The sequence below is a fragment of the Allorhizobium sp. DMC15 genome (assembly GCF_056314065.1).
Window position 1 is genome coordinate 498,114 of record NZ_JBQUZB010000003.1, and the last position, 18,355, is coordinate 516,468.

Below are 18,355 nucleotides of genomic sequence, written 5' to 3' on the forward strand. Positions count from 1 at the left end.
TCGCAGGAGCGGTCACGCATAAGACGGGCGGTCGCCCTCGTGCCACACGACGACGGCATTGCGCCCGTTGACCTTGGCCGAATGCAGGGCAGCGTCCGCGCGCTTCAGCAACTCGTCCGGCGTCACCTGCAACGCCCCATGCGCGACACCGACGCTGACGGTTACGCCGACCATAGCGTCGCCGAGGGTGAATATCTGTTGCGCAACGCTCTCGCAGATCACATGGCCGAGCGCCTCCGCCTTCTCCAGGTCACAGAAAGGGATGTAGGCCGCGAATTCCGCGCCGGCGAGGCGGCCGAGCAACGCGTGCTGCGGCAATTCCCGGGCAATCAGATCAGCGCAGGTTTTCAGAACGTGGTCACCGCCGGAATGGCCGAAACGGTCATTGATCCGCTTGACATGGTCGACGTCGACATAGAGGAAGGCGCCCTCGCCGCGCACCTTGACCGACAGGGTCTGTAACATTTCCAGGAAGGTGCCGCGGTTGACCAGTCCAGTCAGCGTATCCGTCGATGCAGCCCAACGGCTTTCCAACTGCAGCCGCTCCTTGACTAGCAGATCGGCTGCGACACCCGCCACGACGCCGTGCAGCAGGAGTTCAGCAGCGAACAATCCGGGCCAGATCGGCTGAACAAGCATCGCACCACCCCCGCCGTTGACGGCCGATGCCAGAGACAATGCGGCAGCAACAAGCGCCACCAAGCCATGGACCAGAAACCACGTCGTGATCATGCGTCGAGCCGGCAGATGCTCTTCCCGCGCAGACAGCCGGTGCTCATGAACGACAAGAGCCGCATAGACCGCCGCAAGAATGCCGAACAAGGCGAGGCAAGCCGCCAGCACTTCATGAAACACCGGCACGATCGTGGTCAGCGCCATCCACAGGAGAGGACCAGCCGAGGCCAGATTGAGGTCGACCGAACGATGATCGAAGCGACGCAGCCCCTGCCAGGAGAGCGCAAAGCTCATCAGCAGTAGACCCGGCCCGATGGTGACGGTGGCGAGAGTGTAGGTGCCGGGATAAAACGCCATGAGGAGGAAGCCGAGCGACGCACTGCCGCACGAGGCCGACCACAGCAGAAACTCCTGACGCTCCGGCTCGACGCGCCAACTGCGCCAGAAAAGTAGGCCCATCGCCGCCTGAACAACGAAACCGCTGAACATGATGGTCGGGATGTTGAGAAAGGACATAGAGAAAGCCTCGATTGCGCACGACCGGATTAACCGCACGACAACGCTAGGGCGCAGATCTTAACCACTTCTCAACGCGATCATTAGGAATCGAGGGAGTTGCAGGTCCTCCACCTAATTTGGGCCCACAAGCAGAACGTGCCACCGGCCCGCTCGTCAGATCTGTCGAACCGTCGGCAAAATGCAGAGAACCCGCCCCAAGGGGCGGGCTCCAAGTCAGCCACGAGAGAGATGGCGAATCAGAACTGCCCGGCCCAGGGACCGTGATGGATGTCCTTGCCGTCGAGACGGTCGAAACCATGCGCGCCGAAGAAGTCGCGCTGCGCCTGGATGAGGTTTGCCGTGCCGCGGCCGCGACGATACGTGTCGAAGTAGGAGAGCGCCGAAGACAGCGCCGGGACCGGCAGTCCGGAAAGGGCCGCATGAGCAACCACGCGACGCAGGGCCCCATCGGTTTCCTTGACCATCGCGGCAAAAGCCGGCGTCACCACGAGGTTCGGCACGTTCGGGTCCTTGGTAAAGGCCGAGGTGATCTCGTCGAGGAACTGCGAGCGAATGATGCAGCCGGCGCGCCAGATCTTGGCAATCGTCGGCATCGGAAGCGACCAGTTGAACTCGTCCGAGGCCGAGGACATCACGGCAAAGCCCTGTGCGTAAGCGGCGATCTTGGCGGCGAGCAAAGCGTTTTCGAGGTCGGCGATGAACGCCGCCTTGTCCTTCGGCGCGTCGGCGAGCGCCGGCAGGCCGAAGAGCTTTTCCGCCGCGATTCGCTCGTCGCGTAGCGAAGAGAGGACGCGACCGGCAACAGCAGCCTCGATGCCGGAGGCCGCGACTGCGAGGTTCTGGGCCTCGATGGCTGACCACTTGCCGGTGCCTTTCTGGCCGGCGGAATCGACGATCACGTCGACCATCGGCTTGCCGGTTTCCGGATCGGTGGCCTTCAGCACCTTCTCGGTAATTTCGATTAGATAGGAGTTCAAACGCCCCTTGTTCCACTCACCGAAGATCTCACCGATTTCGGCAGCCGACATCTTCAGGCCGTCACGCAGGATGCCGTAGATTTCGGCAATCATCTGCATGTCGGCATATTCGATGCCGTTGTGGATCGTCTTGACGAAGTGACCGGCGCCATCGGTACCGAGCCAGGCGACGCAGGGGTCACCGTTGAACTTAGCGGCGATCGAGGTCAGCACGGGTTCGACGCGCTTCCAACTCTCCTCGGTACCACCGACCATGATCGAGGGCCCATGACGGGCACCTTCCTCACCGCCCGACACACCCATGCCGATGAAGGTGACATCGGTTCCGGCGAGCCGGTCGAAACGGGCGACGGTGTCGCGGAAATTGGCATTGCCGGCATCGATCATGATGTCGTTCTTGGCGAGATGCGGCAGAAGAGCCGCCATCTGCTCGTCGACGGCCTCGCCGGCCTTGATCATGATGATGATCGGGCGCGGCGGACGGATGGCCGCGACAAACTCTTCAATCGTGTGGCAACCGATGATGCGGTCGGCGAGGTCGCCGGCTTCGCCGAGAAATTCGTCGGTGCGGGCGGGCGTCCGGTTGAAGACCGCGATCCGATTGCCTTTCTCGGCAATGTTGAGCGCCAGATTGGAGCCCATGACTCCGAGACCGATCAGTCCGATTTCCGCTTGATGCACGATGAAACCTCCGCATTCAAATCGATTAGGAGGCGCTTTGTCGCATCATGAATGCGGTGCGGCAAGAGCAATTCTTGATCAGGCGGTAAACAGACCGTATCACCCGGCGGGATGATCCTCGTCCTCCGTGATGACGCGCCAGGCAGCACCGTCGAGGTCGTCATACTGACCGCTCTTCAGCGACCAGAGGAAAGCAAAGAGTCCGAGCCCGCCGAGAAAGAGCGCAATCGGGATGAGGAAAATGAGCATATTCATGCCGCAAGCCTCTCCCCTGTCGACGGAGCGACGATGCCGGATCCGGTTCCGGACGCACTCGCCGGCACCTCCTCGATGGCCAGCCGATTGAGCCTCAGCGCATTGGCAACGACGATGATCGACGAGGTTGACATGGCGACCGCCGCAATCAGCGGCGTTGCATAGCCCAGGAGCGCGATCGGCACGGCGATGACATTATAGCCGATGGCCAGTGCAAAATTCTCGCGGATGAGACGGCCTGCCCGGCGCGACGCCTCGATGGCAAAGGGCACGGCTTCCAGCCCTTCGCGCATGAAGACGAAATCGGCAGCCTGGCGTCCGACATCGGCAGCGGTGGCGGGCGCCATGGAGACATGCGCGGCGGCCAGTGCCGGTGCATCATTGATGCCATCGCCGACCATCAGAAGCTTGCTGCCCGTGGCTTCCGCTTCAGCGCAGGCCTCGGCCTTCTGGCGCGGCGTGAGCCCCGAACGCCAGCTGTCGATCCCGAGCTCGCGGGCAATCTTTGCCACGACCACAGCGCGGTCGCCCGACAGTATTGCCAGACCGAAACCGGAGGCCTTCAAGGCGTTGATTGAACGCTGGGCGCGCGGACGGATGATGTCCTCGAAGTGGAAGGTTGCGACCTCGATGCCGTCGCGCGACAGGACGACCTCGGAAAAGGGTGTCGCACCGATCTCGGCCCTCTCGTCACCGCAGGCAAACGCGCGGTTGCCGAGCCGCCAGACGCCTTCTGCCGTGACAGCCTCGACGCCTGCGCCGGGGACTTCACGGACGCCATCGAAGCTGCGTGGCTGGAACGTATAGGCATTCCACAACGCCCGCGACAGGGGATGGCGGGAATGGGCGGCAAGGCCGGCGGCAACAGCGAAGGCGTCAGCCTGGACCGGAGGTCCCTCGACGAGCCGGGGACGCCCGAGCGTCAACGTGCCGGTCTTGTCGAAGGCGATCGCGTCGACCTGGGCCAGCCGCTCCATGGCCGAGCCGTCCTTGACCATGATGCCAGCCTTGAACAACCGGCCGGCGGCGACGACCTGGACGACAGGAACGGCGAGGCCGAGCGCACAGGGGCAGGTGATGATCAGGACTGCGATGGCGACCATCATCGCATGCTTCCAGTCACCGTCGTACAGTCCCCAGGTGACGAAGGACGTGATGGCAAGCAGGTGCACCGCGGGCGAATAGAACTGGGCAGCCCGGTCGGCAATTCGCCGGTACCGTGCCCTGCCCCCTTCGGCCGCTTCCATCAGGTGAATGATTTCGGCGAGGAAGGAATTGGTCACGGTCGCAGTCGCTGAAATCGTCAGCGAACCAGTGAGGCTCAGCGTTCCCGCCTGTACGGCACTGCCCACACGGACGGACTGAGGCGCGCTTTCGCCGTTGACGATTGACACGTCGAGATCGCTCTCGCCGGAAATCACGACACCGTCGACGGGAATGCGATCACCGGCAGCGATCGCGATGCGGTCGCCGACCTTGATGTCCTCGACGGCACGATAGTCCTGAACGCCGAATTCGCCGATCACCATGGCGCCCCGCGGGCTCAAGCGCGCGAGGCCGGAAATCGCCGAACGCGCCCGGTCGCGCATGACGTGGTCGAGCGTGCGACCGATCAACAGGAAGAAGAGCAGTGAAGCGGTCGCATCGAAATAGGCATGTTCGCCGTGATGGACCGTCTCCCAAAGGGAGGCGGCATAGGACAAGGTGATGCCGATCGCGATCGGTACATCCATGTTCGTGCGGCCGTGCCTCAGCGCGCTCCAGGCAGACTGGTAGAAGAAGCGGCCTGCATAAATCAACGCGGGGGCGGCTATCATTGCCGAGATCCAGTGAAACAGATCGCGGGTGGCGGCATCCGCCCCCGACCAGACGGACACGGAGAGCAGCATGATGTTGGTGGCAGCAAAACCAGAAACGGCTACCGCCCGGATCAGCTGGTTGCGCAGCGTATCCGAAGCCTCTTCGGCCGCCGTGAAAAGATGCGACTCGTAGCCCGTCGAGGCGATGGCGCGCGGAAGCGACACAGGATCGGTCTCAACCCCATCGACGCTTTCCCTCCAGACGACGGAAACACGTTTGGTCGAGAGATTCACCCGTGCCCGCTCGACCTGCGGCAAGGCTTTGAGCGCATGCTCGACGGTGGTGATGCAGGTGCCGCAATGGACGGCGGGCACGCTGAGATCGACCTGCCACAGGCCGGGTCCGACCGAACGGCTCGACAGCTTCAACTCTTCGGCGGACGGCAGAGCATGCCCTGCCCGCTCGATATCCAGAGCGCCTTCCGATCCCGCTGCACAGCAACTCATGGTCATTCTCCCGAAACGGCGATCCGGTGGGCTTCGTGCATGATCAGCTTGCCATCTTTCTCCGCCTTGATCTCGACGATCCAGCTGCCGGCGAGGATCTCACGCTCGGCGAGATAGATGCCGTCGCCGGCGGGGGTCAGGACCTGTTCGAAATCCTGGTGCTCGCCGACCGGGCGCTTGAAATGGGCAACCACGCTGTCGGCCACGACGGGAACGTTCCCCGGCAGGGTCAGATGGTAGCGAATGCCATCACGCTTGACCGCGAGTTCACCGTTGATACCCGTCGCCAGCATCTGGCGGATCGCCTCGGTCTTGCCGTTAAACTGCTGGCTGGCGACATAGGTGTTCTGCACGACGAGCCCGCTCCAGGTGGAGGTTGCCAGATAAGCCATGGTCACGTTGACGGCGATAATGACGCCGAAGAATGCGACCATGGTGGCCAGCATGTGGCGGCCGGTGAAGGTGAACGACTTGGCTGTCCTGGCGGTCATTTCTTGGCTCCCGGGGCGTTGAAGATGGCGGAATAGGTGTCCTGCTCGACGCTGTCCTTGTCCTTCGCGACAAAGGTGACCTCCTGGGTCGCGGTCGTGGCAAAGGCGGCGGGCAGTGTAACGAAGACTTTCAGTGTGGTCGCCTCGTCCGGTTCAACCGAGACGGTGAAGGTTCGGGCCGGAGGCTCGTTGACGCCGTTGATCTTCATCACCGCCTCAGGAAGGCTGTCGAGCGACACTTCGATCTCGCGCGGCGTGGCGATCATGTTGAGGATACGCACAGTATAGCCGTTGCGGATGGAGCCGTCCGACTCGAGCACGTATTGCGGATTGCGGTCGTGCAACACGTTGATTTCCAGGCGGTCCCGGCCGATCAGGGACACCAGGAGCCCGATGCCGACCGCACTCCAGACGCCCATGTAGAGCAGAGTACGCGCCCGGAAGATCACACGCCAGTCGAAATGGCGAATCTTGTCCGAGAAGCTTCCGTCGGCGTTGCGGACATTCGACGGCTGAACCGGCGTGGTGTTGTCGTTGGTGGCAAGCGCCATGTTGGCCTGATATTCTTCAAGCGTCGCATAGGCGATCAGGCCGCGAGGCTTGCCGATCTTGTCCATGACGCCATCGCAGGCGTCGATGCAGAGTGCACAGGTGATGCATTCCAGCTGCTGCCCGTCGCGGATGTCGATACCCATCGGACAGACGACGACGCAAGCATTGCAATCGACGCAGTCACCCACCGGCTCCCCGGCCGCGATCGCCTTTTTCGCGTGGCGGGTGCGCGGTTCACCGCGCCAGTCATTATAGGTGACGACGAGCGATTTCTCGTCGAGCATCGCGGCCTGGATGCGCGGCCACGGACACATGTAAATGCACACCTGCTCACGCATCAGCCCACCGAAGACATAGGTGGTGGCTGTCAGGATCGCGACGGTGGCATAGGCGACAGGATCGGCATGGCCTGTGAAGAATTCCACGGCCAGCGACGGCGCATCGGCAAAATAGAAGATCCAGGCGCCGCCGGTGGCAACCCCGATCGCGAGCCAGGCCACATGTTTGGTCACCCGCTTCCAGATCTTGTCAAAAGTCCAGGGCGAACCCTCAAGCTTGATCCGTGCGTTGCGATCGCCTTCGATGAAGCGTTCGACGACCAGAAAGAGATCGACCCACACGGTTTGCGGACAGGTGTAGCCACACCAGGCGCGGCCGACCGCGGATGTGATCAGGAAGAGTCCGAAACCCGCCATGACCAAAAGCCCGGCGACATAAATGAATTCCTGAGGCCATATCTCGATGAAGAAGAAATAGAAGCGGCGGTGTGCGATATCGATCAGCACCGCCTGGTCGGGTGCATAGGGACCACGGTCCCAGCGCAGCCACGGTGTCAGGTAGTAGATGCCGAGCGTGATCGCCATGACGATCCATTTGAACTGCCGGAACTGGCCATTGGCGCGCTTGGGGAAAATCTTCTTGCGCGCTTCGTAAAGCGGGCGGCGTGTCTTGGCGGACATGACCGCCTCGGCATCGTGTCTCTCGACGTCCACCGGATCGGCGACCTTGTTCTGATCGGCATGCATGTTCATGGCAGGAGAACCCTCTTCTGATGCTCGCCTTGTCCCACCTCGCCGACTACCCCGCCTTGACTTAAGTCAAGCAGCGGCGAAGCGTCGCAACACATAGGATTTTTAAAATCTATAAACGAAAACGGGCCGCATCGGTGATGCGGCCCGCAATTTGTCCGGAAGCGGAGGTTTATTCACCGCCACCGAGCGAATGGACGAAGACGGTCAGCTGCTTGACGGTGGTGTCGCCAAGGCGCGCGCTCCAGGCCGGCATCGCGCCATGGCGCGGCTGGCGCACCTGCGCCGCAATTCCGGCTTCGCCGTCGACCTTAAGCCAGATGGCATCGGCCAGATTCGGCGCACCAAAGTCGCGTCCGCCCTTGGCATCTTCGCCGTGGCAGGAGGCGCAGTTTTCGGCAAAGACTGTCTTGCCGGGTTCGACCAGGGCAGCATCGCTCGGCGTGCCGGTCAGGCTGATGACATAGGCAGCCACCTGCTTGATCTGATCGGCGTCGAGGATCTCACCGAAGGCCGGCATTTCCGACACGCGGGTATCGGGATCGCCATCGTAGCGAATACCATGCGCGATGGTCGTGTGGATCGATTCGAGATCGCCACCCCACAGCCAATCGTCATCGTTGAGGTTCGGATAGCCGGCACCGCCGGCAGCACCCGATCCGTGGCAGGGCGAGCAGTTCACCTTGAAGGCGGCAGCACCGCCAGCGATGGCAAACTGGTTCAACTCCTTATCGGCAACGATCTGATCGAGCGGCAGGGCCGCGATCTTGTCGAGATAGACCATCTGCGAGGTCTTGGCAGCCGCCAATTCCTGCGCCACCTCGGCGCGGCTGGAATAGCCCAGCAGCCCCTTGGTATTGCTCGTCAGAAGCGGCCAGGCGGGATAGAAGACCGTATAGGCGATCGCCCAGAGGATCGTCGCATAGAAGGTCCAGACCCACCAGCGCGGCATCGGGTTGTTCAGTTCGCGAATGCCGTCCCATTCGTGGCCAGTGGTTTCGACGCCACTGATCTCGTCGATATGTTTCTTGTCTGCCATTTCTTAATCCTCCTTGAGAGGGATGCTGGCCGCGTCGTCGGCCTGCCGTTTGCCGCCCGGGCGGAAGGTGAACAGGACGACGCCGGCGAAGAACAGGGCCATGGCGAGCAGGCCCCAGCTGTCGGCGAAGTGACGCATGGCGGTATAGGTTTCCATGGGTCCCTCCTCAGCGATAACCGGTGGCGTCGTCGTAGGTGGAGAAGTCCACCAGCGTGCCGAGCATCTGCAGATAGGCGATCAGCGCATCCATTTCGGAAAGCTGTGCCGGGTTGCCATCGAAATCACCGACCTTGGCCTTGGGGTAGCGGGCCAGAAGTCCCGACGTATCGGCATTCGGATCGGCCTGGGCGGCGAGATCGGCAGCGGCCAGTTCGACCATTTCATCCGAATAGGGTACGCCGACCATGCGGTTGGCCTTCAGGTCCATCTGGACGCCGGTGACCTTGAGCGGGGTCTCCTTCAGATAGGAATAGCTCGGCATGATCGATTCCGGCACAACGTCGCGCGGTTCGGTCAGGTGCTGAACGTGCCATTCGTTCGAATAGCGGTCGCCGACGCGGGCGAGATCCGGACCGGTACGCTTCGAGCCCCACTGGAACGGATGATCGTACATCGACTCCGCTGCCAGTGAGTAGTGACCGTAGCGCTCGACCTCGTCCTTGAACGGACGGATCATCTGGCTGTGACAGACGTAGCAGCCTTCACGGATGTAGATGTTGCGACCGGCCAGTTCGAGCGGTGAGTAGGGGCGCATGCCCTCCACCTTTTCGATGGTGTTCTCAAGGTAGAAGAGCGGCGCGATCTCGACGATACCGCCGATGGTGACCACCAGAAGCGATCCGAGGAAGAGAAGGCTCGTGTTCTTCTCGAGGATTGCGTGTTTATCAAGAATGGACATGGGAGCCCTCCTCATTCAGCCGGCTGCAGGGCAGCAGGGGCGACCGATCCGGGGATCGGGGCTTCCTGGCGCTCATAGCCGAGGATGGTCATCAGGATGTTGTAGGCCATGATCACGCTGCCCAGCAGGTACATGCCACCGCCGACGGCGCGCAGGACGTAGTAGGGGAACATGGCGGCGACCGACTCGGCGAACGAGTAGACCAGGAAGCCCTGGGCATCATATTCGCGCCACATCAGACCCTGCTGGATACCGGCAACCCAGAGCACGGCGGCATAAACCACGATACCGAGCGTGGCGAGCCAGAAGTGCCAGTTGACCAGACGCAGCGAGTAGAGGCGATTGCGGTTCCAGAGCTTCGGCGTCAGGTAGTAAATTGCGCCGAAGGAGATCATGCCGACCCAGCCGAGCGCACCCGAGTGAACGTGACCGATGGTCCATTCGGTATAGTGGCTGAGCGAGTTGACGGCCTTGATCGACATCATCGGGCCTTCGAAGGTCGACATGCCGTAGAAGGCAATCGCAATGACCATCATGCGGATGATCGGGTCGGTGCGGATCTTGTCCCAGGCGCCAGAGAGCGTCATCAGACCATTGATCATGCCACCCCAGGAGGGCATCCACAGCATGATCGAGAAGACCATACCCAGTGTCTGCGCCCAGTCCGGCAGAGCGGTGTAGTGCAGGTGGTGCGGGCCGGCCCAGATATACATGAAGATCAGGGCCCAGAAGTGGATGATCGACAGGCGGTAGGAATAGACCGGACGACCGGCCTGCTTGGGCACGAAGTAGTACATCATGCCAAGGAAGCCTGCGGTCAGGAAGAAGCCGACGGCGTTATGGCCATACCACCATTGGGTCAATGCATCCTGGACGCCGGAGAAGACCGAGTAGCTCTTCACGCCGAGGAACGACACCGGGATCGCCAGATTGTTGACGATGTGCAGCATGGCGATGGTGACGATGAAGGCGAGATAGAACCAGTTGGCCACATAGATATGGCTTTCCTTCCGGGTCATGATCGTGCCCATGAAGGTGATCAGATAGGCAACCCAGACGACGGTCAGCCAGAGGTCCACATACCATTCCGGCTCGGCATATTCACGGCCCTGGGTGATGCCCAGCAGATAGCCGGTGGCAGCCATGACGATGAAGAACTGGTAGCCCCAGAAGACGAACCAGGCGAGATTGCCGCCGAACAGGCGCTGGCGGGAGGTCCGCTGAACCACGTAGAAAGAAGTCGCAAGAAGTGCGTTTCCGCCGAAGGCGAAAATGACCGCAGAGGTATGCAGCGGACGAAGCCGGCCGAAGTTCAGCCAGGGCTCGATGTTGAGATCGGGAAATGCCAACTGCAGCGCGACCACGACGCCGACGAGAAAGCCGACGACGCCCCAGAAGACCGTGGCAATGACGCCGTAACGCACGACCTCGTCAAAATACTCCGACTGGGAGGCCTTGGCCTGGGCCGCGCCGGAAGCGCCCGCCGTGGTCGGTGCAAATTTCATCCGCCGCAGCATGACGATCGTGCCGGCGGTGAGCACGAAGAAGGCAACCCACATATGGGCTGCGAAGAGGCTGTCCTGGGTGAAAGCCACCCCGAGCAGCGCGGCGAAGGCGAGGACCGCCATCACCAAGGTCTCGACAGTATAGTTCATTGTTGGAATCCCCCAACGGCTTGCTGATCTCATCGCGATGCGTCCGCTCCCGAAGGAGAATCCTCTCGCGTCGTCTGCACCATTCGCATCGGAGGCGGCAGACCACCTTGATCCAGGTCAATGCGGGTTCTCCTAAAATTCGCGACCTTCTGCTTCGCATCCGGGTTTGCGACCTCTCGGACCAGGTTCCGGAGCAATCGCGGAATTGGCCCGGCACGCGTGTCTTGGGAGTGCTGGCGTGCTGCGACCGCGACGCCGTTGGAGAAATCGGACATGCAGACAATTAGGACCACATATTCGGCAGGCCCGACCGAGACGAAGACCGGCAACGCCCGTCTGGACACGGGGCAGCGCACCCTCGAATGGCTCTACCGGGCTCACGAGGAGCAGCTCGCCCTCTGCCAGGAACTCGAAGACATCGCCGACTCCCTGCCGGCAAGCGTCAACCGCCAGAAATGCATCTACGCGGCAAAGGCTCTCGGCCCCCTCATCAAGGGCATCCACCATTACGAGGAAACGGTGCTGTTTCCGTACCTGCAGGCAAGCCCGGACGCCAACGACCATCTTGCCACCACACTCGAGCGCCTGAAATTCGAGCATTGCGAAGACGAGTGTTTTGCCGAGGAACTGACGGACGCCTTGTTGCGGCTGGGTTCGGGCACGCGGGTCAACATGGAAGCCGTGGGCTACATGTTGCGCGGCTTTTTTGAAGGATTGCGGCGCCACATCGCGTTCGAACGCGAGCATCTGCTCATAGGCGTGAGTCTGGACAGCCTGGAAAGAGCGCCGGACACACCGGTCGCCTGACTGATTGGGCTACGACCGGATCTTCACCCGGACTCAGGCGGCCATGCCGCCGATCATCGACTCGCTGTCGCCAAAGGTGAGAACCGCACCGTTGACGAGTCCGCGAGACGCCCTGAGCGGACTGTAGCGTGCGCGCAGGACGATCCGCCCCTCCATACCCGACCGAAACACGGTCGACAAAGCGCCGACGCGACCAGAAAAAGCAAGATCGAGTGCTTCGCGCATGGGTTCGCGCAACTCGGGTTCAAGACGCACTTCGAAGACGCTTTGGCCGATTAGATCCATTTGCGCTGCCCCCAGCATCTCCGCCATTGGCGGATTGGCAAAGAGATAGCGATAGTCGCGCGTCACGACGGCGATCCGCTCCGGCAGGTTGTTGAGGATCGTCTCATTGAGCATTTCGTCGTCGTCCTGGATCGGCGCATCGATTGCAGCCGGTGCCCAGACCGGACCCGCGACCTGCGTGCGGCGGGGTCCGAAATAACGTTCGACCAAGAGGGCCAGTGTCGACGCATGCCGCAAGACGCAGGACCGGTCGTCCGCATCTTCTCTGAGCAAGGTGGTCACCAGCCGCATCTGCAGATAGATATCGTCGGTGTGGCTTGCCCGATAACTGATCAAATCCGCCATGAGCGGATCGATCTCGCGGTCGATCGCCCGAACCAGATCGTCGTTACCGCTGCGAATCGCCTGTTGCAGCTGGCGATTCTTTTGCGACACCGCTTCTGACAACAGGCGCAGATTTGCATCTCGAAATTCGCCAGAAGACATCGCTCACCTCACGCATCCATGTGACGAATACAGGCTAGCCGTCACACATTCCTCTCGGCTGCCGTAACATGAGGTCGCGTCACCTTCAATCTCTGCAGGTATGTCGAAAGTCTCAGCCCAAAAAATGTTGCGTATGAAACGCTTACATTCGCCAAAAATGAGGGGTCAGATCTTGTGTTTGATGTGCCAGCGGTCGTGATACCAGAGCCACTGCTCCGGGAATTGGCGGACCCAGGACTCGACCTTGTCGTTCAGCACCTGCGACGTGGCGTTAACGTCGATCTGTCCCTTGGCGTTGCGCGGCAGGCTGATCGCCGGCTCGATCTCCAAACGGAACCGGTTGCCCGGCAAACGGATGCAGCGCGCGGGATAGACTTCGCATTCGAACTGGCGGGCGAGTTTGGCCAAAAGCGGATTGGTGCGGACCGGATTGTTGAAGAAACTGGTTTCCACGCCTTTCCGGAACTTCTGGTCGACGAGCACCCCCACGCCCCCCCCCTGCTCCAGCTGGCGCGCCAGCGCAAAGGACGATCCGGCATGGGACGGCACGAGCTTGCCCATCCGCTTGCGACGGAAATTGAACACCTTTTCCGCAACATAGGGATTATTGGGCGGCCGGAAGAGAACGGTCACGTAAAGCCCGAAAGCCGCGCCCGCGACGGGCAAAAGCTCGAAGTTTGCAGTGTGGCCGGTAAACACGATGAAGGGCCGCGGATTGTCGCGCAGGTCAAGGAACTGCTCGACACCAGAGACTTCTACCCTGCCCTCGCCCGGCTTTTCCGGATCGAAATCAAACAGACGATCGAGAAAGACATATTCGGCAGCAAGCCGTCCCATATGGCCCCAGCTCGAAAGCGCGATTTCTTCACGCTCGGCTTCGGATTTTTCGGGAAACGCATTCTTCAGATTGACCTGCATCAGGCGATGGCGTCGGGTCTTTGGTCCGACCCAGCGCATCAGTCGGTCGGCGAAATTGATCGCAGCATCCGCAGGCAGGATCTTGAGCAGCGTCAGGAACCCGAAGGCTGCCTGCGCAATGCTCCAGTGATAGGCCTTGCGCAGCGCCAGAACGATGCGGGTGACGAGCATCCGCACGCGATCAGTCCATCTTCAGGATGATCTTGCCGAAGACCTGGCGGCCTTCCATCCGGGCGAGCGCCCGGTCGATATCGTCGAAGGTCACTTCGGTGTCGATAACCGGATGCACGATGCCGCGCGCCATCTTCTGCATGGCATTGGCCATGTTTTCCATGCGGCAGCCGAAGGAACCGAGCAGCTTGAGCTGCTGCTGGAAGAGCATCATCAGGTTCATGTCGGTCGAGACACCAGAGGTCGAACCGCAGGTGACGAGACGGCCACCGCGCTTCAGGCAGAGCATGGAGCCAGCCCAGGTATCCTTGCCGACATGTTCGAAGACGACGTCGACGCCCTTCTTCTTGGTGAGCTTGCGCACGACGCCTTCGAAGCGGTCGGTGCGGTAGTTGATGACGTGATCGGCGCCCAGCGCCTTGGCCGGCTCGATCTTGTCGTCGGACCCGACGGTGGTGATCACTGTGCAGCCGATCTTCTTGGCAAGCTGGATGGCCGCCGTACCGATGCCCGAACCGCCGGCATGCACGAGGATCGTTTCGCCCGGCTCGAGCTTGGCATTGTCGAACAGCATGTGCTCGACGGTGCCGAAGGTGACCGGAGCAAGAGCGGCACCGACTGGATCAACGCCCGGAGGGGCAGGCACCAGCAGACGCGCCGGCAGGTTGATCTTTTCCTGCGCAAAGCCGTCGAGGTGGAAGCCGTGCACGCCGCCGACATGTTCGCAGAGATTGTCACGCCCTTCGCGGCAAGGCTTGCAGAGACCGCAGGTGCGCGCACCATAGACGGCAGCCAGCTGACCCGGCAGGATATTGCCGACGCCGGGACCAATCGCCTCGACCACACCGGAGGCTTCCGCACCGATGACGAGCGGCATCTTGCGCTTGGCAAATGCCATGCCGCGCCAGCCCCAGACGTCGATGTGATTGAGCGCGACGGCCTTGACGCGCAGCGTCACCTCACCCGGACCCGGTGCATCCGGCTCGGGCAGGTCGACGATTTCAAGCTTGCGGTCTTCGACGAGTTGCAATGCGCGCATGACATGTTTCCTTCAGGGCCTGGGGGCGGATGAGACGTCGTCACGCTCTCATCGTCATGCCCGGGTTTGTCCGAGCACCAGCCGACCTTCGTTGTTCTTGCGAGGTTCGCGGATCCTCGGCTGAAAGCCGAGGATGGCGTCTCGAATTGTTGGCGCAGGCCTTAGACCGGTTCCCGCGTCATGACAAGGCTGGCGTTCTGACCGCCGAAACCGAAGGAGTTGGAGAGAACCGCCGAAACAGACGCCTCCCGCTTCACGTTCGGCACCACATCGAGCACGATCGAGGGATCGGGATTGGTGTGGTTGATGGTCGGCGGCAGCGTGCCGGTGAGCATGGTCTGGATCGAGAACACCGCCTCGACCGCGCCAGCGGCCGTCAGCGTGTGGCCGATCATCGACTTGTTCGAGGAGCACGGAATGGCGTCCTTCAGCCGGTCGCCGAAGACCGACAGCATGGCGCCATATTCCATCTTGTCGTTTTCGGGCGTCGAAGTGCCATGGGCATTGATGTAGCCGATGGCCTCCTCCGACAAACCAGCATCCGCAAGGGCTGCCTTGATGGTTGCAATCGCGGGACCCCCATCCGGCGAGGAGCGCGTGCGGTGGAAATGGTCGGCCTTTTCGCCGCATCCCTTGATGATACCGAGCACCTTGGCGCCACGGGCCACCGCTGCTTCGAGCGATTCCAGCACCAGAGTTGCCGCTCCTTCGGCGATGACGAAACCATCGCGTTCCTTGCTGAAAGGCTTCGACGCCTTTTCCGGCGGATCGTTCTGGGTCGAAAGCGCCGAGAGCAGCGAGAAGCGGATGACCGCCTCCGGGCTGATCGAGCCGTCGGTGGCAACCGTCAGCGCACGCTCCGTGCGACCCTGGCGGATCGCCTCGACGCCGAGCTGGATCGCGGTGGCACCGGACGCACAGGCGGTCGACAGAGTCACCGGAAGACCGCGCGTGCCGAACTTGTCGGACAAACGCTCGGAGATCGAGCCGAACTGCACGGCTTCGAGGAAGACCGGGTCCGGCTTTTCCCGCATCGCAGCCAGGAAGCGGTCATAGGCATCGCCCGGCTGGGTGGAGGCCGGAGCCCGTTCGGCAAGCGCAAAACGGTCATGCCATTCCGGCTCGACCGGTGGGGCCGCGAGGAAGAGCGGACCGTTGAAATCGCCATTGATGCCGGCCTGGGCGAGCGCCTCGATGGTCGTCTCGCGGGCCAGCGCATAGGAACGCTCGACGGCATTGTTGGCGGGCACGGCGATGAAATCGACCGTGCCACCGATACGGGTCGACATGCCCTCTGTGTCGAAGCGCTTGATGTAGTGGATGCCGGACTTGCCCGAGGTCAGCTTCGACCAGTTGTCGGAAAGCCCCTGGCCGAGCGACGTGATGACACCCATGCCGGTGACGGCAATGATCGGGCGGCCCAGATGATCCTTGAAACGGCTATCGGTCATGGATCTATCCTCCTCACGCATTCGCCGAGAGTACGGCAAGGCCTTCGCCCCGCACATAGCCGACGGTGGTGATGATGGCATGTTTGGCAGGGTGAGCTTGGGCCGCTTCGCTTGCAGGATCGAAAGCCGGCACCGTCGCACCGGAATCAATCGCAAGGGCGGCAAGCGCCAGACCCGCCGGGAACTGCGCCTCGACCGAGTGACCGATCGAGCCGGCATAACCACGCACCGGCATGCCGGCAAAACGTTCCGCAAGGTGAGCCTTCTCACGTTGCGTGAGCTCGGCCAGACCAGACGCGCCTGAGAAGACGACGGTATCGGCGGCAGACAGGGACGCGGCTTCAGGAACCATGCGGGCCAGGCGCGCTTCGAGCTTGCCCTCGTCGCGATTGCCGCGATCGCCTTCGACGGCGTCGAGCACAGCGTAGATATGCGCGCCACGCGCCTCGGCATGTTCGCGGGATTCGAGCACCAGGAAGGCGCCGACGGTGCCGAGGATCATGCCACCGCCGGAGGAACCATCGCGCGACCAGAGCGGCTGCCAGGGACCGGTCTGATGGGCGCGGATGCCCTCGACCAGCAGCAGGATATCAGGACGTTCGGACACGAAGGCGCCACCGACGAGGGTGTGCGTCGACTGGCCGGCCTTGATACGGGCAAAGGCCGTTTCGATTGCCGAAATGCCGGCGGCCTCTTCGCCCATGAAGGTGCGCGAGGAACCGGTGACCTTGTGGACGATCGAGATATTGCCGGCGAGCAGGTTGGAAAGCTGCGCCAGGAAGAGCGTCGGACGAAGCTCTGTCTTCAGCTTCTCGATCAGGAATTTCTCACGGTCATTGCGCTTCAGCGCCTCGTCGACGATCAGGCTGTCAACGGCGATGTCACGCTCGCCACCACCGGCAGCGACGATCAGGTCCATAGTCCCGCAGGCGTCCGCATCGTCCTTCATGCCGGCGTCGTCAAGTGCAAGGCCGGCTGCGAAGACGCCGAGGCGCTGCCAGTTTTCCATCTGGCGCTGGTCGCCACGCTTGGCGATCTGCTGCGACCAATCGATTTCCGGCAGCCTGTGTACGACGTAAGGCGCGAATTTTTCGGTCTCCAGGACCGGTTCCGGCGCCGTCTTGGCCGAGAGCAGCGCGAGATGCGCGTCCTTGCCGGTGCCGTGGCAGGTGACGATCCCCACACCGGTGATCACCACATCATTCGGTTTCTTGACCATATGCAATCCTCTCGCCGGCGGGCTGGCCAGCGTAAAATGCGGGTTTTCCCGAATAAGGCCCCAAGGTCAATAGGAGATTGCGCGCTTGCGGCCGAATGCGCCTTAAGCCTGGGCGGCCATCGCGGCCATCAGACCGACTTCCTCGGCGCGTTTGCGCACGATCGGCGCGAGCGGCACTTCGGAGAACGGCATGGTGCGCAGCTTCAGCTGCGCGTCGCAGACCTTCTTGCCGCCGCTCGTGATCTTCGCCTTGGTGACAGCAAAGCCCGATCCGTCATGCTCGAGTTCCGCCTCGATATCGAGGACGGCGCCGGGCTCGACGAAGGTGCGCATCTTGGCGCCATCGACGGACATCAGGAAAGGCATCGCCTCGAAGTCCTTGACCGCGAGCAAGAGCATGCCGGAGGCCTGCGCCATGGTTTCGATCAAGAGCACGCCGGGCACCAGCGGCATGCCGGGAAAATGCCCTTCGAACACAGGGCTTTCCATCGGCACCACGGAGGTAGCCTTCAAACGACCAAGGCCGAGATCCACGCTCTCGACCTTGTCAATCATCTGGAAATATTCAAGCAGCATGACGATGTCCGCTCCTTTGGAGACGGGTCAGCCCTTGGCGGCGCGAAGCTCGTCGATCTTGGCGCAGAGGTTCTTGAGAACGAAGTATTCTTCGGTCGAAACCTTGCCTTCGTTCACTTCCTGCGTCCACTGCTCGAGCGGGATCTTGATGCCGAATTCCTTGTCGATCGCAAAGACGATGTCGAGGAAGTCGAGGCTGTCGATGCCGAGGTCATCAATCGTGTGGCTTTCCGGCGTAATCGTCTCGCGGTCGATTTCGCTGGTCTCTGCGATGATGTCGGCAACTTTGTCGAATGTAGCGGTCACGCCCATACCTCATATGTCTCA

The 18,355-nt window shown here is 61.8% G+C and carries 18 protein-coding genes; 1 reads left to right on the forward strand and 17 read right to left on the reverse strand.

The genetic code is table 11. The features are described from left to right. Window positions 1-12: 12 nt before the first annotated feature. From ACT53S_RS16730 to ccoN, 10 genes are all read right to left on the reverse strand, one after another. Window positions 13-1,191, reverse strand: coding sequence for a GGDEF domain-containing protein (locus tag ACT53S_RS16730; protein WP_476067812.1), 1,179 nt, complete (start codon window positions 1,189-1,191; stop codon window positions 13-15). Window positions 1,192-1,430: 239 nt separating this feature from the next. Beyond that, window positions 1,431-2,852 (reverse strand): NADP-dependent phosphogluconate dehydrogenase, encoded by a 1,422-nt coding sequence (gene gndA, locus ACT53S_RS16735; protein ID WP_476067813.1) that lies wholly within the window; start codon window positions 2,850-2,852, stop codon window positions 1,431-1,433. Window positions 2,853-2,951: 99 nt separating this feature from the next. Beyond that, window positions 2,952-3,107, reverse strand: a complete 156-nt coding sequence (ccoS, locus tag ACT53S_RS16740; RefSeq protein WP_110790557.1) for a cbb3-type cytochrome oxidase assembly protein CcoS — start codon at window positions 3,105-3,107, stop codon at window positions 2,952-2,954. Further along, entirely contained in the window at window positions 3,104-5,413 is a 2,310-nt protein-coding gene (locus ACT53S_RS16745) for a cation-translocating P-type ATPase (protein WP_476067814.1), read from the reverse strand. Before ACT53S_RS16745 ends, ccoS begins: the two co-directional genes overlap by 4 nt. A 2-nt stretch (window positions 5,414-5,415) precedes the next feature. Next, window positions 5,416-5,904, reverse strand: coding sequence for a FixH family protein (locus ACT53S_RS16750; RefSeq protein ID WP_476067815.1), 489 nt, complete (start codon window positions 5,902-5,904; stop codon window positions 5,416-5,418). Next, complete coding sequence (gene ccoG / locus ACT53S_RS16755; RefSeq protein ID WP_476067816.1) at window positions 5,901-7,487, reverse strand: cytochrome c oxidase accessory protein CcoG; 1,587 nt, start codon at window positions 7,485-7,487, stop codon at window positions 5,901-5,903. The genes ACT53S_RS16750 and ccoG overlap by 4 nt, the downstream gene beginning before the upstream one ends. A gap of 169 nt (window positions 7,488-7,656) precedes the next feature. Then, on the reverse strand, window positions 7,657-8,523 hold the full coding sequence (gene ccoP / locus ACT53S_RS16760; protein ID WP_113376526.1) for a cytochrome-c oxidase, cbb3-type subunit III: 867 nt from the start codon (window positions 8,521-8,523) through the stop codon (window positions 7,657-7,659). Window positions 8,524-8,526: 3 nt separating this feature from the next. Then, entirely contained in the window at window positions 8,527-8,679 is a 153-nt protein-coding gene (locus ACT53S_RS16765; protein ID WP_113376527.1) for a cbb3-type cytochrome c oxidase subunit 3, read from the reverse strand. Between the two features lie 10 nt (window positions 8,680-8,689). Beyond that, a complete protein-coding gene (gene ccoO / locus ACT53S_RS16770) occupies window positions 8,690-9,421 on the reverse strand; it encodes a cytochrome-c oxidase, cbb3-type subunit II (RefSeq protein ID WP_476067817.1) in 732 nt (243 codons plus the stop codon). A gap of 11 nt (window positions 9,422-9,432) precedes the next feature. After that, entirely contained in the window at window positions 9,433-11,076 is a 1,644-nt protein-coding gene (gene ccoN, locus ACT53S_RS16775) for a cytochrome-c oxidase, cbb3-type subunit I (protein ID WP_142068689.1), read from the reverse strand. 273 nt (window positions 11,077-11,349) lie between these two features. Here ccoN and ACT53S_RS16780 point away from each other — a divergent pair, with 273 nt between their 5' ends. Then, on the forward strand, window positions 11,350-11,883 hold the full coding sequence (locus tag ACT53S_RS16780; protein ID WP_476067818.1) for a hemerythrin domain-containing protein: 534 nt from the start codon (window positions 11,350-11,352) through the stop codon (window positions 11,881-11,883). A 33-nt stretch (window positions 11,884-11,916) separates the two neighbouring features. Here the strand turns inward: ACT53S_RS16780 and ACT53S_RS16785 are convergent, their stop codons facing one another. The 7 genes from ACT53S_RS16785 to ACT53S_RS16815 all read right to left on the reverse strand — a co-directional run bounded on the left by ACT53S_RS16785 (window position 11,917) and on the right by ACT53S_RS16815 (window position 18,340). Beyond that, window positions 11,917-12,603, reverse strand: a complete 687-nt coding sequence (locus ACT53S_RS16785) for a PAS domain-containing protein (protein ID WP_476067819.1) — start codon at window positions 12,601-12,603, stop codon at window positions 11,917-11,919. Between the two features lie 216 nt (window positions 12,604-12,819). Next, the gene (locus ACT53S_RS16790; protein ID WP_476067939.1) at window positions 12,820-13,743 is read right to left on the reverse strand and encodes a lipid A biosynthesis lauroyl acyltransferase; all 924 of its coding nucleotides are present in this window, start codon (window positions 13,741-13,743) and stop codon (window positions 12,820-12,822) included. 10 nt (window positions 13,744-13,753) lie between these two features. Next, a complete protein-coding gene (locus tag ACT53S_RS16795) occupies window positions 13,754-14,782 on the reverse strand; it encodes a zinc-binding dehydrogenase (protein ID WP_476067820.1) in 1,029 nt (342 codons plus the stop codon). A gap of 161 nt (window positions 14,783-14,943) precedes the next feature. Next, entirely contained in the window at window positions 14,944-16,233 is a 1,290-nt protein-coding gene (locus ACT53S_RS16800) for a beta-ketoacyl-ACP synthase (protein ID WP_476067821.1), read from the reverse strand. Between the two features lie 13 nt (window positions 16,234-16,246). Next, on the reverse strand, window positions 16,247-17,452 hold the full coding sequence (locus tag ACT53S_RS16805; RefSeq protein ID WP_476067822.1) for a beta-ketoacyl-ACP synthase: 1,206 nt from the start codon (window positions 17,450-17,452) through the stop codon (window positions 16,247-16,249). A gap of 102 nt (window positions 17,453-17,554) precedes the next feature. After that, window positions 17,555-18,028 carry a 3-hydroxyacyl-ACP dehydratase FabZ family protein gene (locus ACT53S_RS16810; RefSeq protein WP_166599756.1) on the reverse strand — a complete coding sequence of 158 codons (474 nt, stop codon included), beginning with the start codon at window positions 18,026-18,028 and terminating at the stop codon, window positions 17,555-17,557. A gap of 27 nt (window positions 18,029-18,055) precedes the next feature. Then, the gene (locus tag ACT53S_RS16815) at window positions 18,056-18,340 is read right to left on the reverse strand and encodes an acyl carrier protein (protein WP_003495848.1); all 285 of its coding nucleotides are present in this window, start codon (window positions 18,338-18,340) and stop codon (window positions 18,056-18,058) included. Window positions 18,341-18,355: the final 15 nt, after the last annotated feature.

Excerpts from the sequence above, each read along its gene's own strand:
- ACT53S_RS16730 (WP_476067812.1), bottom strand. The coding sequence starts at position 1,191 with ATGTCCTTTCTCAACATCCCGACCATCATGTTCAGCGGTTTCGTTGTT.
- ccoS (WP_110790557.1), bottom strand. The coding sequence starts at position 3,107 with ATGAATATGCTCATTTTCCTCATCCCGATTGCGCTCTTTCTCGGCGGG.
- ACT53S_RS16745 (WP_476067814.1), bottom strand. The coding sequence starts at position 5,413 with ATGAGTTGCTGTGCAGCGGGATCGGAAGGCGCTCTGGATATCGAGCGG.
- ACT53S_RS16750 (WP_476067815.1), bottom strand. The coding sequence starts at position 5,904 with ATGACCGCCAGGACAGCCAAGTCGTTCACCTTCACCGGCCGCCACATG.
- ccoG (WP_476067816.1), bottom strand. The coding sequence starts at position 7,487 with ATGAACATGCATGCCGATCAGAACAAGGTCGCCGATCCGGTGGACGTC.
- ccoP (WP_113376526.1), bottom strand. The coding sequence starts at position 8,523 with ATGGCAGACAAGAAACATATCGACGAGATCAGTGGCGTCGAAACCACT.
- ACT53S_RS16765 (WP_113376527.1), bottom strand. The coding sequence starts at position 8,679 with ATGGAAACCTATACCGCCATGCGTCACTTCGCCGACAGCTGGGGCCTG.
- ccoO (WP_476067817.1), bottom strand. The coding sequence starts at position 9,421 with ATGTCCATTCTTGATAAACACGCAATCCTCGAGAAGAACACGAGCCTT.
- ccoN (WP_142068689.1), bottom strand. The coding sequence starts at position 11,076 with ATGAACTATACTGTCGAGACCTTGGTGATGGCGGTCCTCGCCTTCGCC.
- ACT53S_RS16780 (WP_476067818.1), top strand. The coding sequence starts at position 11,350 with ATGCAGACAATTAGGACCACATATTCGGCAGGCCCGACCGAGACGAAG.
- ACT53S_RS16790 (WP_476067939.1), bottom strand. The coding sequence starts at position 13,743 with ATGCTCGTCACCCGCATCGTTCTGGCGCTGCGCAAGGCCTATCACTGG.
- ACT53S_RS16795 (WP_476067820.1), bottom strand. The coding sequence starts at position 14,782 with ATGCGCGCATTGCAACTCGTCGAAGACCGCAAGCTTGAAATCGTCGAC.
- ACT53S_RS16800 (WP_476067821.1), bottom strand. The coding sequence starts at position 16,233 with ATGACCGATAGCCGTTTCAAGGATCATCTGGGCCGCCCGATCATTGCC.
- ACT53S_RS16805 (WP_476067822.1), bottom strand. The coding sequence starts at position 17,452 with ATGGTCAAGAAACCGAATGATGTGGTGATCACCGGTGTGGGGATCGTC.
- ACT53S_RS16810 (WP_166599756.1), bottom strand. The coding sequence starts at position 18,028 with ATGCTGCTTGAATATTTCCAGATGATTGACAAGGTCGAGAGCGTGGAT.
- ACT53S_RS16815 (WP_003495848.1), bottom strand. The coding sequence starts at position 18,340 with ATGGGCGTGACCGCTACATTCGACAAAGTTGCCGACATCATCGCAGAG.